Consider the following 15,127-nt stretch of genomic DNA (forward strand, 5'->3'; position numbering starts at 1 on the left):
TCGCAAGGATCTACTTGGAGACCGGCTCGCGAGAGAGGTCCCGGCTCCATATGGAAAGGATAAAAGTTAGGAACTGACCGGGGTCGTGGGGCAAACCCGCGGGGTCGTTTCCAACCTTCGCACGAGGCTTCGGCTGACAGGCTCACCTTTCACACCTTTGGGCAACAATCCATAGCCTTTTCTGGACGCTTTTCCCGAAGTACTACGAGTAATCCGACCTTGGCTTCAAACACCAGAAACTAAGGGGGTCAGGCCGGGAATATGGCAATAGCCATACCCTAAGCAAGTTAATCATACCTTCCATTCCCCACTTTTGCAAAGCTCTTGCCTGGGTTTCTTTATCGAAAAGGGAGGCCGCCTGGTCGGAGATAGGAGGTTTTCTGGGCTTTGACCGGACGACCATCAGTAAGATCGTTTCCAAAATTAACTGATACGCTCGGGAACGCCGCAATTCACTGCCTGGCCCCAATCGATACCCCAGTAGGAATCTTTTTTCATACTTGTAAGTAATTAATCCTCAATCTTCATTACGATGTATCTCATCATGACAACTTGTACATACCGCAAGAAGATTCTCTTCTATATTTTCGCCACCTTTCACATGTGGCTCAATGTGGTGAAGTTCAAGGTGGCGGGGATCTGCCTTGTCCCATTGTTCCTGGTTCCACCCACATTCACGGCAAGAAAAATTGGGTCATCCTGGAAATGCGTACCTGAATGAATACCAGATCGGGTAAAAAGACAATTTAACACCGTTCGGCGCGCTTCGCTTGCTCACGGCAGGCAAGGTTCAGAAAAGATAATTCAACACAGAGGACACAGGGTTAAGGGTACACAGGGTCAATTCAATAGCTTTGTTTTTCCTTATGCACAGGGCGAAAGCTAATTGACCGCAAGTTAACGAAGTTTCGAGAAGTTTAAAACCAGGGCCTTATGGTTGGATCTTCTCTGTGAACCTCACTTGAAAAAAATCTGCCTGTCCTGAGCAAGCGTCAGCGCGTCGAAGGGTGGTGTGACCTTCAAGTCACGCCATCGGCGTGACTGTGTTAAATAAGCTTTTGATCATCAGGATTGCCGCGTCACTCTCGTCTCCCTCAATGCTCCTCGCAATGACAGCAAAATAATAATATAAGGTACGCATTAACCGGATGAACCAAACTTTGGGTTAAAGAGCTGCTCCCCGCGACATGCTTCCGACTTCGCTCTTTGAGCTATGGCAGTACAGGCAGGGAAACTCGATCACGCTCCGGGCGTGACCCGTGGCACGAATGCCGCATTCGGGGCGGTCTCGAGCAAACACTAGAGTGCCCTTCGACGCGCTCCCTCATTACCAACTGGTCGCTTGCTCAGGACAACTCGCCGCTGCTCGTGTCGAGCGGCTACCGCAACGTGGCCTGCCACGAGCAAACAAAAAGGCCTACCTCATTTTGAGGCGGCCTTTTTTGTGCGTCGAGTGGTGGAGGCGGCGGGAGTCGAACCCGCGTCCGGAAGCTATCAGCCTCGCGGCCCTACATGCTTAGTCCGTGTTTAATTTCTCCGCCGGCGATCCCACGGACAGGAATACCGGAAGATGAGCCCGGTTAAGGAGTCTCCCCTCATGACCGGGCGGCCTGAGGGAACAAGCCTGACCTTATGACATCACGACCCGCCGTTTCAGGCTCCGGCGGCGTGACGCTGACCGCGATTAAGCGGCCAGTGCGTAGCCAGTATCGTTGGCAGCTATTTACGACCGGTGTTTAACGAGGCCACCGGTACCTCGGCATGCGCCACGGGCGTCATTGACCCCCGTCGAAACCGACTCGCCCCCACAGTTATATTTTAACCACATATCGAGTTAATTCAAGGATATAAAAAAGGGTTCATCCCGTAAATGAGTGCCTGGATGAATACCAGATCGGGTAAAAAGACAATTTAACACAGAGTACACGGGGTTTCATCGGCCTTCGCGTAAAGCTACGGCCGGCAGGCAGGGTGACACAGGGCGAAAGCTTATTAACCGCAAGTTAACGAAGTTTCGAGAAGTTTAAAACCAGGGCCTTATGGTTGGATCTTCTCTGTGAATCTCTCCTGAAAAAACCCTGCCTGTCCCGAGCCTGTCGAACTGTTGAAGGGCACCCCATTGAACCTTGAACCTTGAACGTTGAACGTTCTTCATTTTTATCCCGTTAGGCGCAGGACCTTTCCTTTTTGCCCAGTTCATATATCATTCCACCTATGCCGAAGGAATTCCTCATATTCATCCTCTATCTCTTCTACGGCGGTGTCTTTTTCGCCATAGGGGTGGCGATTACATCCAAGGACACGAGTGCCAGCAATCTTGGCATCGCCAGGTATCTCTGGATTTTCGCGCTATTTGCCTACAGTCACGGGATCCACGAGTGGTTTGAAATGTATCTGAATCTGCAGTCTGAGCCTGTTGCCGCGCAACTTGCTGCAAACTTTCAAATCGCTCAGATAACGATAATGTTCATCTCCTTCGGCTTTCTTCTCCTTTTTGGAACCATGGTCATGGGGTACGTTCTCCCCGCAAAACGGCACTGGTTTTCCCTGTTCTCGGTGATCATTGTCGTAACGTGGTTCGGCCTGGTTCTGACGGCGGACAACAGGAGCTCGATGGACTTCTTTTCAATGGCTGACCTGCGCATGCGCACCATCATCGCTCTGCCGGCGGCGTTTCTATCGGGATGCGGCTTTTTCATCTTCTCCAGGACCGTTCTGCAAATAAGCAGAAAAGGGGGCCTTAATTTCGCCGGTGCCGGAATTTCCCTTATCCTCTATGGCCTTGCGACCGGTACGATCCCCTCAGGATCCATCGTTCCGTTGCTTGGCGTGCCGGTTGAATTTATTAGAGGGATAACCGCCTTCGCCATACTTCACTTCATCATGAACGCTCTGTACATCTTCGATGTGGAGAGAAAATCGCTGATCGAGGAGCGGCTCATGCGCTTCGCAAAGTCGGAGAAGCTCAGCTCCATGGGGAAACTTGCTGCAGGCATCGCCCACGAGATAAACAACCCCCTGGCAAACGCTTCCATCAATGTGGAGATGCTCAAGAAGGAACTGGCGCAGGGTCCTGAAGGGCCGTCTTTCCCCAAAAGGCTGACGGCCATCGAGGGAAATATCGACCGGGCTTCCAGGATAGTCCGGGAACTGCTTGATTTTTCCAGCGACAGGCCGGCAGAGTTTTCTTTGACCGGCATTGGCGATGTGATCCAGAGCACTCTTGATCTTGTGCGCGCCAAATGGAAGAGTCACAGCATCACCCTGGACATGGAGGGGTCTCCCGTCGTCCGTGCCATTCCATGGAAACTGGAGGAGGTTTTCCTTAACATCTTCATCAACGCCATCGACGCCATGCCTGATGGGGGGTCGATTCACGTTGAGGCCCGCGGGGAAAACGGGGAGGTCGTTGTCCGGGTTACTGACACCGGGACCGGCATCCCGACCGAACAGATCGACGCGGTGATGGATCCGTTCTTCACTACAAAAGAGGTCGGGGAGGGAACGGGCCTGGGCCTGTCCATCTGTTTCGGTATAATGGAGATGCACGGGGGCAAGATCGACATAGCGAGCAAAGAGGGCCGGGGGACCACAGTCACCCTGGTTTTTCCCCCGACGGAGGGAAAATATGTCCAGAATTCTGGTAGTTGATGACGACACGGAACTTCGGGAGAACCTGACCGAGATCCTGAAAAACGACGGATATGAGGTCCTTTCGGCAGATCGAAGCGAAAAGGCCATCGAGCTTCTGGACGATGAGCCGGTGGACCTGATTCTCCTCGACCTGATCATGCCCGGCATGGGGGGGATGGATGCAATCCCACTTTTCCAGAGAACCTGTCCCGGTGCAAGGATTATCGTTATTACGGCCTTTTCCACCGTGGGAAACGCGGTGGAGTCCATGAAGAAGGGGGCCAATGATTATATCGCAAAACCTTTCAAAATCGACGAACTCCTCACAACCGTGCGGAAAAACCTGGAAGAGGGACGGTTCTTATCCTGCAAGCTCTTCCTGGACATGGATGACACCTTCAGCAGTCTTGCCAACATCACACGCCGGAAGGTCCTCTACATCCTCGCCCAGGAGGGGACGGTCCGTTTCATGGACCTGGCCCGCAAGCTGGAAATGCCGGATCATACCAAGATGAACTTTCACCTGAAGGTCCTCAGGGAGAACGGCCTCATCGAACAGGATAAAAAGAAATCCTACATGCTTTCACCGGTGGGCCGACAGGTTAAGGAATGCCTTGATTTTATTGTAAAAAACCTTACCTCGTGAGGAAGTTCGAAAAAAGTTGAAGCCAAAGTGGTGAAGTTTAATTCACAACAATTCGCCTGTTTGTAAGAATCTTTCATCTGGATTAATCCTCCCTTCCCCGTATTTAATGATCTTGAACAATAATATTGATGACTTCGCAAAAAGTCATCAAAGCGCCCGGGGAGGGCGCTCAAATCAATGGCTTGCAGTGCAAGTCGTTGATTTGAAAGGAAAGTGAAACTGGTGGTCAAATAGGCGATCCTGCCGACAGGCCGCACCACTACTGAAATAGAGGAGGTTATGACAATGAAAACGATGAAGAGGACCATCCTTGCTATCCTTGCCGCAGCTTGCCTGTTGATGTTTTCCGCTGTGAGCTACGCTGCGCCCCCCGATTGGAATAAGGGCACTACTGATCAGAAAATAAGGACCCTTTCCGACCTTCAGCCTGGCCTCGGGACAGTCATGATCGAGTATGGCAACCGTTTCTCCACAGCATATTATGCGGCCAAGGGTGGCAATTGGGGCATGGCGGCCTACCAGTTGAAGGAAGCGGGCGAGATCCAGGAAGTTGGCGAGGCCACTCGACCGGCCCATGCCTCCGCCCTGAAGGATTTTGAGCACGCATATCTGGACAATTTGAACGATACGGTCAAAGCCAAGGACTGGAAGAAATTTAAGGCAGCATTCAATGAAACCGTTGATGGATGCAACGGCTGTCATGCGGCCAGCGGCCATTCGTATATCAAGTATCAGCTTCCGAAGTCCTCTCCGTCCCCCACTTCGGTTAAATAATAAATAAGCTATGGTGCATGATTGAACCGGGTTGCCGACTCCGGCAGCCTGTCAGAGATCTGAGGGGCCCTTCGGGGTCCCTTTTTTATTGCAATGGTGGAATGTCCAACGGCCCCTTCGGCAAGCTCCTTTCCCCTCGACAGGCTCGGGACAGGTGGCCTGACCCCGGTTTTTCGGTTTTTCTCGTATTTAATAATTCCTAAGCTATAATTGTTATTGAGGATGGATGTCTCGTGTTTTGCCCTTTTTTGGCCCATGCGATATTACAGCAGGGCTCCAGGAGGGAATATTCCGGCATTAAAAGGAGAAATGGGGGAAGGGATCATGAAGAGATTGCTGGTATTATTTTCGTTGTGTGCGCTGGCACTTATGGTGGCGCCCACGGCCCAGGCGTCGTTCTATGTCGGCTCCGAGCAGTGCTTCCAGTGCCATCAAGACCAGTACAACGACTGGCAATCCAGCGGGCATCCCTGGAAGCTGAGAAAGGCCGCCGAAGCAAAGTTCGCGAAGCTTCCGCTTCCGAAGGGGTATGCATGGAGGGACATTTCCTACGTTATCGGCGGGGCAAACAAGAAGTCCCGCTACATTGACCTGAACGGCTTTATCATCACCTCGGCAAAAGACGGGTCCGAAGCCAAGACCCAGTACAACCTTGATAACGGCTCATGGTCCTTCTATCACAAAGGGCAGAAAAAACCCTACAAGTGCGGCCCCTGCCACATGACCGCCTACAACCCCGGTGGTCACCAGGACGGTCTGCCCGGCATGATCGGGACCTGGATCGAGGACGGTATCGGGTGCGAGGAATGCCACGGTCCCGGAAGCGACCATATCACTGATCCGGCCAAGAACAAGGTGACCGTGGATTCGTCGGCGATCGCCTGCGGCAAGTGTCACCAGCGCGGCGGTATCGGGCCAAAGCCCCCAGCAAGCGGAGGCTTCATTCGCCACCACGAGCAGATCAACGAACTGCTCGCCGGCTCCCATAAGGAACTTGATTGTGTAGAGTGCCACGACCCACACCAAAGAGCGATCATGGTTGACGCGGCCAAGTGCGCCGAGTGCCATGACGGCGAGACGCAATCCTTCGCCAAGAGCCTCCACGGCAAGTCAGGCATCTCCTGCATCGAGTGCCATATGCCAAAGGTGACCAAGTCAGCCATCGCTGAAGCCAAATACGTAGGCGACGTGCGCACCCATATTTTCAAGATCAACACGGACGCCAATGGCGCGATGTTCACAACGGTGGAGAAGGATGGCACAAAATCCTCCTACGCCAACGGCGCCGTCACCCTCGAGTTCGCCTGCCTGCAGTGCCACGGCAGCCGGGACAAGAAGTGGGCGGCAAAATATGCCGGGAAGATTCACTAGCTCCTGGAGAGTATAATCCTGTCAGACATAAAGAAGGGGTCCTCCAGGACCCCTTCTTTAAATATGTCCATAAGTTCCCGTGGGACAGTTCGGGAGTCTTTTTCAGCCGGATTCCTTTCTATCCGCGCCGTTCCATCTCCCTGGCAATTTCCCGCTCCTGATCGCGTTGTTTGATGGTCTCCCGTTTGTCGTGCAGTTTCTTCCCGCGCCCCAATCCGAGTTCCAATTTAATCCGCCGGCCCTTGAGATAAAGCCGCAGGGGGACCAGAGTCAGCCCCTTTTCGGCCACCTTTCCGGTGAGTTTCCTGATCTCCCGTGCGTGCAGCAGGAGTTTGCGCTCTCTAAGCGGTTCGTGGTTGTTGATGTTGCCCTGAGTATATGGACTGATGTGGGCGCCTACAAGGAAGACCTCGCCGTCCCGTATGTCGGCGTAGCTCTCCTTGATATTGGCCTTCCCCTCCCGAATGGACTTTACCTCCGTGCCCACGAGGGAGATTCCGGCCTCGATGGTCTCTATAATTTCAAAGTTGTACCGCGCCTGGCGGTTAACGACTATTGTACGACCCGCTGTCATTCTCCGCCTCCCGATGAGCCCCTGATCTCGGTGTTAACCAGGGCACGGACCGCAACGACGCCGCGCCTTGATGCTTTCCACGGCCTCCATCTTCACCTCCAAAGTAGTACTGCTTTTTCAGATCATCCAGGCGGGTGGTCTTCGCCGACAGGTCGGACGCCCCCCAGGCAAGGAGGAAGCTTGCAAGAAGGAGGCTTATGAGATATCGTTCTTTTGCAAGCATAACAGATGGTTATAGAGATGCTACCATGAAAGACATACCCTGTCCCGTATGCAGAGCCGATGTTCCTCTGGATGGAACCGAGAGGAACGGTCAGACGGTTTTCTGCGCCTTTTGCTTATGTCCGCTCAAAGTTATCAGGCGATCACCGGATGATCCCATAACCCTTGTGGAGGATATATAAATTACATTGACCGGTACGGACAATCAACCACATAACGCCCAGGACTTTTTAGTCGACGCTATTCGGATCGCCCGGAGGGCCGGCCTGGTTCTCAAAAACAGGCTGACGACCGAGTTTGAGGTCGAATACAAAGGCGAGGTGGATCTCGTTACCGAGATGGATCACATAGCCCAGAATATCATTGCGGACGAAATAAGGACCGGCTATCCCGGGCATGGTATTCTGGCAGAGGAGGATCTCGATGACAAGGGGCTGGATGGCCACATCTGGATAGTTGATCCCCTCGACGGTACCATCAATTATGTCCACAGATTTCCTGTCTTCAGCGTATCCATAGCCATAGTCTACCGAGGGGAGACCATATGCGGGGTAGTCCATAACCCAATATCGGAGGAAACCTTCTCGGCAGTCAAAGGGGAGGGAGCATCCCTCAATGGACAACCAATATCCGTTTCCATAACAGCGGATCTCAACCGGAGTCTGCTGGCAACCGGTTTTCCATACAATATCAGGGATAACGATGAGACCAACCTGGATAACTTCGGCAAGATGGCGGTTCGAGCTCAGGGAATCAGGCGCTGTGGAAGCGCCGCCCTGGACCTGTGCTTCGTTGCGTGCGGCCGATTGGACGGTTTCTGGGAATTAAACCTGAAGCCGTGGGACATCGCGGCCGGCGTTCTCATTGTCAAGGAATCCGGGGGATTAGTGACCGATTTCGAGGGAAAACCTGTCATCCTGGATGGCGCAAGGGTTATCGCCTCAAATCAGAGGATCCACAGGGAGATGGTGCAGATCCTGGATTCTCATGCTCCGAGCAAGAGTAAGGACTGAGACGGTTGCCCCCGCTCGCCTGAGGACTCTGCTGCACACCCGTGCCGTAGCCCCGCTGGTATAAACATCGTCAAAAAGGATGAGCCGCATCCCGGCGAGGCTCCCGCCCTCCCCGTTCAAAACGTATCCATCCCGAGCGTTTCGCTCCCTTTCCTTCAGCCCAAGACCCACCTGGGGTTTCTCCTTCACCCTCGTGAGAGCCGCCGGCAATATGGGTACGTTTAATATTTCCGCCAGCGGCTTCGCCAACACCTCCGCCTGGTTGAAACCTCTCTTCATGAGCCTTTTAAAGTGTATGGGAACCGGGACAATCCCGTCCACAGGTGGAAGATCAATACCTTCCACACCCCTTTTCACCGCCCATTGAAGGGGTCCCAGGAGAGACAGTTTTCCCTGAAATTTCAGGAGGGTTATGGCCATGGCCAACTCGTCGCTATACCGGAAAAGTCCACGGCACCATTGGAATGGGGGTTTTTTCAGAATGCATCTCAGGCAGAGGTGGGGGTCATCGGGAACGCGGAAAGGCTCTCCGCATCGGCTGCAAACATAACTCGGCAGAGGTTCCATCACGGTCAGACATCGCTCACAGCAGTGGGGGAACCGCCCTTCCGCAGGCCCGCCGCAGAGCAGGCAGAAGGGGGGAAAGAGCGCATCGAGAAGGGAACGCTTAAGTTCTTTTGCTGACATGCCCGGGGTATGAGCAAAATGGATGCCACACCCCGTCCTGGACGGAAAATGTAGGGAAGTAACGTTCAAGGTCCGACGTTCAAGGTCCGACGTTCAACGGGATAAAGAACGTCTTCGCGTCCCTGTGTCCGCTTTCCCCTCTGGACTCTGGACTTTTGAGCCGGGATCCGGCTAGAATAACGGTTGTCCAGTCATCTCCCGGGGTTGGGGGACACCAAGGATTTTCAGAATCGTGGGTGCAACGTCGGCCAGGCGGCCCTGGCGGATTTCCGGTGCGCCCGGCCGAAACCCCGGCCCCACGAGGATGAGGGGAACGCGGTGGGTGGTGTGGGCAGTAAGGGGAATCCCATCAGAGTCCAGCATGGATTCGGCGTTTCCATGGTCTGCTGTAATGATCATGGTACCTCCCACCTCCTCAACCATGGCCGCCACCCTGCCGACACACCTGTCAACCTCCTCGATAGCGGCAACGGCGGCACTAAAAACGCCCGTGTGCCCAACCATGTCGGGATTGGCGTAGTTCACCAGGAGGAAATCGTACCTGCCTGAATCCAGTCTCGCAACAAGCTCGTTCGTTACGGCATCGGCGCTCATCTGAGGTTTGAGGTCGTAGGTCGGCACATCCTTGGGTGATGGGACAAGACAACGGTCCTCGCCCCTTAACGCGCGTTCCTCGCCTCCGTTGAAGAAGAAGGTGACATGGGCATATTTCTCCGTCTCGGCGATCCGGAACTGGGTCAGGCCATTCTCACTGAGAACCTCTCCCAAAATGCCGGTCAACGGAACCGGCGGGAAGGCCACTGGATAGGGGAAGTTTTCGTCGTATTCAGCAAGACAGACATAAACGGAAAGCTTCGGTATCTTCTCCCGCTTAAAACCGGAAAACAGATCATCATTCAATGCGTGGGTTATCTCCCTTGCCCGGTCGCTTCGAAAATTCATGAAGATCACACCATCGCCGTTCGAGATCCGCCCAACCGGTCCGGATGCGCTCCTTATCACTGAAGGCAGGATAAACTCGTCGGTTTCTCCCCTGTCATAAGCCGCTTTAACCGCGTCAGAGCCGCTGGAGGCGAAGATCCCTTCGCCCGACACCATGGCGCTGTAGGCCCTATGAACCCGCTCCCACCTGTTATCCCTGTCCATGGCATAAAAACGCCCGGATACGGTGGCCATCTCCGCGTTTCCGAGGGAGGCCAGGTGGGATTCCATTTCCCGGATGTGGTTGATGCCGCTGTTTGGGGGTGTGTCCCTGCCGTCCATGAAAGCGTGGACGAAGATTCTTTCCACATCATTTTGGGCGGCGAGGGAGACGAGGGCCTTTATCTGGTCGATGTGGCTGTGCACACCGCCATCGGACATGAGACCCATGACATGGAGGCTTCCTGAAGCATTCTTGATCCGCCTGAACGCCTCCAGAAAAACAGGATTTTTCTGGAAAGCTCCCGACCGGATGGCCTTGTTGATCCTCGTAAAATCCTGGTCAACGATCCTGCCGGCCCCGAGGTTGAGGTGCCCTACTTCCGAGTTGCCGATCTGTCCGTCCGGCAACCCCACATCCTCGCCGGAGGCGCCCAACGTAGAGGTCGGGAAACGTCGTACAAGAGCGTCCATGGCCGGGGTTCGGGCCGAAGCGATGGCGTCTTTGGAGTCGCCGGAGGATACTCCCCAGCCATCGAGGACCATCAATACTGCCGGAATCTTCCTGCTCATTTAATGGTCATCATCAATCCAGGTTCATCCGAAGACAACAGCCCTACTCCTGACTTTCGTATCGGGGGGCTGCGGCAGGCAACGCAGCAACCTCATCGAGCGCCGGAAGGGTCAGGGTATTCCATCTACTACACGATTCACACCGCGCAGACCATTTGCGGGTGGTGTACCCGCAATTACCGCACTGGTACTGAGGGCTCATCCCAAGGGAAATATCCATGTACTTTCGAAACTCCTCGACGGCATCTTCGAACCGCTCACGCTTTGCTTTGGCCTCTCCAAGGAGAGCGTGCAGGAACGGGGAATCGTATCGGAATGACTCGACCTTTTTCAAGGCCATCAGGCCCTGGTCCACCATTTCCAGGCGCAGGCATGTCTTGCCGTAGAAAAGGTTCAGGAAAACATCGTCGGGCATTTTCTCCAACAGTTCCTGATAGATCTCGATAAGCTTGCCGGGGTTCTCCTGCTCCAGAAGTTTATCCTCCAGCACCTGAAGAAAAACCGGGTTTTTCCGAGAACGATATCCCTCAATGAGAACCTTCAATCCTTCATCCTGCTTACCCATCGCAATAAAAGCCTCACCACGAGAAACAGTTGCCGGCACAAAGTCCGGCGCTTCCTTCAAGACCTCCTTTAAAAGCTTGACAGCCTTATCATACTCCCCCTTTTTAACGAGGTCGGCTGCTGACTGATATTTCAGGCCGGTCAGATAGGCCTGGGCGTCTTCGGCCTTGCCGCTGATTTTAAGGAGTTTCCTCTGTGTGTCTACAGCCCCGTCCCAGTCATCCTCCCGCTCCTGAATATCTCGGAGGATCGTCAGTGCCGTCCGATTGCCGTCATCTCTGCCGATAATCTCTTTTAACACCGCCGCCGCGTCCTGGAACTTTTCAGCGGCAATAAAGTCATCGACGAGCATGAGAAGCAGACGAAGGTCTTTTGGATGGGCAACCCTTGCCTTCTGGTGCAGGGCGATGGCCTGGTCCACCTTGCCTTTCCCCAGGTAGACCTTGCCCAGCCTGAAAAAGGGGAGGAGAAATTCGGAATCCTTACCCACTGCATCCTCGAGGAATTTTACTGCCTTATCCTCTTTCCCGGAAAGGTGAGCGTCCACGCCCTTGTTGTAAAGTTCCTCCGCCTTCTCTCTGCGTTTCCTTTTCATCCTTTCTAAAACCTGCACATAGGTCCTGCGGATTCCCCTGATTCCAAAGAGGGTCAGGACAAAGAGGGCGCCTATTCCCATGGAAACCAGGACAACACCGAGCAGGGGAACTTCCGAGGCCTGGCCACGCCAGAGAAGGACTGTGACATCGTTCTGGTTGTAATAGGCAAAGTACGAGAACGCTATCACCATGATCAACAGGATTATCGTTACGATTCGGCTCACTTGAACACTCCTCTTTTTTCAATATCTTCCTTGCACCTGATACAATACCGGGCATTGGGACGGACTTCCAGCCGTTTTTTCTGAATCTCTTCCCCGCAAAGTTCACAGATTCCGAATTCACCGGCGGTGATCTTCTCCAGTGCCTGGTCAATTTCCCTGATATCCCGGATGATCTTTTCCCTCAAGCTGATATTAAAATCGTTTGCATAACTTGCTCGGGCACGCTCCAAAGTGTCTTTTTCTTCCTCCCGGCTTGCATCCAGGGCATCCTTCGATCTTTTCGCCAGCAATTCATTCAGCTCCATTCTCCTTTCGAGAAGAAGCGCCATGTACTTATCAAATTCGGCTTTGGACATTTAACTCCCTCAAGAAATATTACGGGCTTTCGCCAACGGTTTCAATTTTCGAACGTTGATAGGGTCGTAAAAAATCCATTTATGACTTTTTAAGAAGTCATAATGTTTGACAACCTCCGTTTCCCGTCCGTTCCGTTCAGGTTATTGCGGCTCGAAATCAAGGCGGGGAGCATCAACCCAAAGCCTCTCTATATCATAATATTCCCGCACAGGTTCCAGGAAAACATGGACGACCACCTCGCCATAATCAAGGAGAATCCACTTCCCCTCCCGCAAGCCCTCGGAACCCAACAGGGAAACTCCTACAGCCTTGAACGCCTCCATGATATTCTCGGCCAGAGCCTGGACATGCCGATCCGATGTTCCGGTAAGAATTACGAAAAAATCCGCGACCGAGGAAATTCCCCTGAGGTCAAGGGCGACAGGATCCAGAGCTTTCCTGTCCAACCCTGACCCGACGGCAAGACGGGCATAATCTGAAGAGTTCAATAGAGCCCCTTTCTTTGGATATAATCGAACACATCGCTATGCACAAGATACCGGATACTGAGGCCATGGGACACCATAAAACGGATACGGCTGGCTGAAATATCCAGGGCGGAAACGGGGATGGCTCGAAGGGTCGTTCCGGCAGAATGGCGATACATATCTCCCTCCGGGGTATACTTCGCGCGAAGGACCTTCGGAAGGGGGCCAAGGAGATCCACCGGAAACCCGGGCCGGGTGAGAAGCACCAGGTGGGCAAGAGATATCACATCCCCGGGCCGGCGCCATTGAGAGAAATCCTTGTACGCATCCGTCCCTAAAGCCATGAATAGTTCCCAGTCGGGCTGTCTGCGCCTGACCTCCCGCAGCGTGTCAACGGTATAGGACGATCCACCCCGTTCAATTTCCAGATCGGATGCCTCCAACCTGGGATTGGCTTTGGTTGCCAAGCGAAGCATCTCCAGCCGGTCCCGGGGCGCGGCCCCCGGAGATTCATCCCTGTGGGGCGGATTGGCTGATGGAACCATAATGACATGGTCAAGCTTCAACCCCTCGGCGAACTCCTCGGCCGCCCGCAGATGGCCAAGGTGGACAGGATCGAAAGTCCCGCCGAATATTCCGACCTTCTTCACCTTTTCGATACCTCAGCGCCTAGAGTCCAGAGTCAAAAGTCCAGAGTCTTAAAAAGAAGGGTCAGGGGTACTTCGATATGCGAAGCGATCCCGTCCACATTCGCGAGATTGCCGCGCTCCCTTACGATCGCTCGCAATGACTGTACTTTGCTCTCCGTCTTCGCGTCCCTGCTTGTCCTGAGCCTGTCGAAGGATGTCCGCTTTCCCACGTTGAACGTTGAACCTTGAACGTTCTTTTTCCCGTTGGACGTTGAACATTGGTCCATGTTCCGGGGTTTTTCGATACCTGCCTCACTCCCTTAAATGCCCGTCACCAAATACAATGAACTTCCGGCACGTCAAATCCTCGATCCCCATGGGGCCCCTGGCATGAAGTTTGTCGGTGCTTATGCCGACCTCAGCCCCAAGTCCGAAGATGTAGCCGTCGTTGAGCCGGGAGGAGGCGTTGACCATCACTGCGGCCGAGTCGACATCTCTTAAGAAACGCTCCGCATTCCGATGGTTTTCGGTGACAATCACGTCTGTGTGGGCGGAACCGAACCTGGCGATATGGTCCATAGCCGCATCCATATCCTCGACCACTCTTACTGCGAGAATCTTATCAAGGTATTCGGCAGCCCAGTCCTCTTCACCGGCCTCCTCCACCCCTTCAACAAGCCGGCGCGTTTCCGGGCAGCCGCGGATCACTACTTCCTCGTCCTTCATCCGGCCAAGGAGGGAAGGAAGAAGGTCCGGAGCGATATCGCGATGGACCAGCAGGGTTTCCATGGCATTGCAGGTTCCCGGTCGATTAAGCTTTGCGTTCATACATATCCCGATGGCCATAGCAATATCAGCGGCGGCGTCAACGTAGGTATGGCAGACCCCATCCAGATGCTTGATAACGGGAATCGTTGAGTTCTCCATGATCATCCGGATGAGCCCTTTGCCTCCCCTTGGAATTATCAGGTCCACGTAATCGTCGAGGGTCAACAGGGCTCTCACCGCTTTACGATCGGTGGTCGGCACAACCTGGGCGGCATCCCCGGGCAGGCCCGCTTCAGCAACCCCCTTTCGAAAAACACCGGCCAGGGCGCGGTTGGAGTAAATGGCCTCGGAACCCCCTTTGAGAATACAGGCGTTCCCCGATTTGAGACACAGGGCGGCGGCATCGATGGTCACGTTGGGACGGGATTCATATATGATTCCGATAACACCGATGGGTACTCTCATCCGACCGACCTTTAATCCACTGGGTCTCGTCCAGACGCGGGTGATTTCGCCCACCGGATCGGGCAGGGCGGCTATCTCCTCCACTGCCAGGGCCATATCCTCGACACGTTTTCCGGTCAGCCGAAGGCGATCGAGCATTGCGGATGACAGGCCGGCTTTTTCTCCATCTCGAAGGTCCTTCAGGTTTTCGGAGATGAGCCTCTCCTCGGATTCTCTAAGACCGCCCGCTATGGCTTCCAGGGCACGGTTCTTATCCCCCGGATTGGCCCGCGCCAGGGATCTCCCCGCCTCTCTGGCTTTGATCCCCATCTCTCTCATCATATTATTTATTTGCATTACAGTTCTCCCATCCTTGGGGGACGTAGTTAAGTTGTTAAGTTGTTTCTCCAGTAACCTAACAACTTAACAACTTAACTACGTCCCC

General features: G+C 53.9%; 14 protein-coding genes, 1 other RNA gene and 1 pseudogene. 6 read left to right on the top strand and 10 right to left on the bottom strand.

Annotation, left to right across the window (positions count from 1 at the left end):
* Positions 1–517: 517 nt before the first annotated feature.
* Positions 518–640: pseudogene (locus tag GXP52_10690) on the bottom strand (HNH endonuclease).
* A gap of 814 nt (positions 641–1,454) precedes the next feature.
* Positions 1,455–1,807, bottom strand: a transfer-messenger RNA (tmRNA) gene (gene ssrA, locus GXP52_10695).
* A gap of 407 nt (positions 1,808–2,214) precedes the next feature.
* Between ssrA and GXP52_10700 the strand changes: the two genes are divergently transcribed.
* From GXP52_10700 to GXP52_10715, 4 genes are all read left to right on the top strand, one after another.
* Complete coding sequence (locus GXP52_10700) at positions 2,215–3,651, top strand: sensor histidine kinase (GenBank protein NOY87747.1); 1,437 nt, start codon at positions 2,215–2,217, stop codon at positions 3,649–3,651.
* Positions 3,629–4,279 carry a response regulator gene (locus GXP52_10705; protein NOY87748.1) on the top strand — a complete coding sequence of 217 codons (651 nt, stop codon included), beginning with the start codon at positions 3,629–3,631 and terminating at the stop codon, positions 4,277–4,279. The genes GXP52_10700 and GXP52_10705 overlap by 23 nt, the downstream gene beginning before the upstream one ends.
* A 507-nt stretch (positions 4,280–4,786) precedes the next feature.
* Positions 4,787–5,053, top strand: coding sequence for a hypothetical protein (locus GXP52_10710; protein NOY87749.1), 267 nt, complete (start codon positions 4,787–4,789; stop codon positions 5,051–5,053).
* 324 nt (positions 5,054–5,377) lie between these two features.
* Complete coding sequence (locus tag GXP52_10715) at positions 5,378–6,424, top strand: hypothetical protein (protein ID NOY87750.1); 1,047 nt, start codon at positions 5,378–5,380, stop codon at positions 6,422–6,424.
* A gap of 118 nt (positions 6,425–6,542) precedes the next feature.
* Here the strand turns inward: GXP52_10715 and smpB are convergent, their stop codons facing one another.
* Positions 6,543–6,998 carry an SsrA-binding protein SmpB gene (smpB, locus tag GXP52_10720; protein NOY87751.1) on the bottom strand — a complete coding sequence of 152 codons (456 nt, stop codon included), beginning with the start codon at positions 6,996–6,998 and terminating at the stop codon, positions 6,543–6,545.
* Between the two features lie 248 nt (positions 6,999–7,246).
* Here smpB and GXP52_10725 point away from each other — a divergent pair, with 248 nt between their 5' ends.
* Both GXP52_10725 and GXP52_10730 read left to right on the top strand, forming a co-directional pair.
* Entirely contained in the window at positions 7,247–7,402 is a 156-nt protein-coding gene (locus GXP52_10725; protein ID NOY87752.1) for a hypothetical protein, read from the top strand.
* Between the two features lie 60 nt (positions 7,403–7,462).
* Complete coding sequence (locus GXP52_10730; GenBank protein NOY87753.1) at positions 7,463–8,233, top strand: inositol monophosphatase; 771 nt, start codon at positions 7,463–7,465, stop codon at positions 8,231–8,233.
* Here the strand turns inward: GXP52_10730 and GXP52_10735 are convergent.
* The 7 genes from GXP52_10735 to GXP52_10765 form a co-directional block, all read right to left on the bottom strand.
* Positions 8,162–8,920: a ComF family protein gene (locus GXP52_10735; protein NOY87754.1), complete on the bottom strand. Its 759-nt coding sequence runs from the start codon at positions 8,918–8,920 to the stop codon at positions 8,162–8,164. The two genes, GXP52_10730 and GXP52_10735, sit on opposite strands and share 72 nt — an antisense overlap.
* A gap of 171 nt (positions 8,921–9,091) precedes the next feature.
* A complete protein-coding gene (locus tag GXP52_10740; GenBank protein NOY87755.1) occupies positions 9,092–10,633 on the bottom strand; it encodes a 2,3-bisphosphoglycerate-independent phosphoglycerate mutase in 1,542 nt (513 codons plus the stop codon).
* A 43-nt stretch (positions 10,634–10,676) separates the two neighbouring features.
* Positions 10,677–12,017 carry a DUF1049 domain-containing protein gene (locus GXP52_10745; protein ID NOY87756.1) on the bottom strand — a complete coding sequence of 447 codons (1,341 nt, stop codon included), beginning with the start codon at positions 12,015–12,017 and terminating at the stop codon, positions 10,677–10,679.
* Complete coding sequence (locus GXP52_10750; protein NOY87757.1) at positions 12,014–12,373, bottom strand: TraR/DksA family transcriptional regulator; 360 nt, start codon at positions 12,371–12,373, stop codon at positions 12,014–12,016. The genes GXP52_10745 and GXP52_10750 overlap by 4 nt, the downstream gene beginning before the upstream one ends.
* A 141-nt stretch (positions 12,374–12,514) precedes the next feature.
* Positions 12,515–12,862, bottom strand: coding sequence for a ribosome silencing factor (gene rsfS, locus GXP52_10755; GenBank protein NOY87758.1), 348 nt, complete (start codon positions 12,860–12,862; stop codon positions 12,515–12,517).
* Complete coding sequence (gene nadD / locus GXP52_10760) at positions 12,859–13,491, bottom strand: nicotinate (nicotinamide) nucleotide adenylyltransferase (GenBank protein ID NOY87759.1); 633 nt, start codon at positions 13,489–13,491, stop codon at positions 12,859–12,861. The genes rsfS and nadD overlap by 4 nt, the downstream gene beginning before the upstream one ends.
* Positions 13,492–13,782: 291 nt before the next feature.
* The gene (locus tag GXP52_10765; GenBank protein NOY87760.1) at positions 13,783–15,039 is read right to left on the bottom strand and encodes a glutamate-5-semialdehyde dehydrogenase; all 1,257 of its coding nucleotides are present in this window, start codon (positions 15,037–15,039) and stop codon (positions 13,783–13,785) included.
* Positions 15,040–15,127 lie beyond the last annotated feature (88 nt).

The organism is Deltaproteobacteria bacterium (assembly GCA_013151915.1).
Lineage (GTDB): Bacteria > BMS3Abin14 > BMS3Abin14 > BMS3Abin14 > BMS3Abin14 > BMS3ABIN14.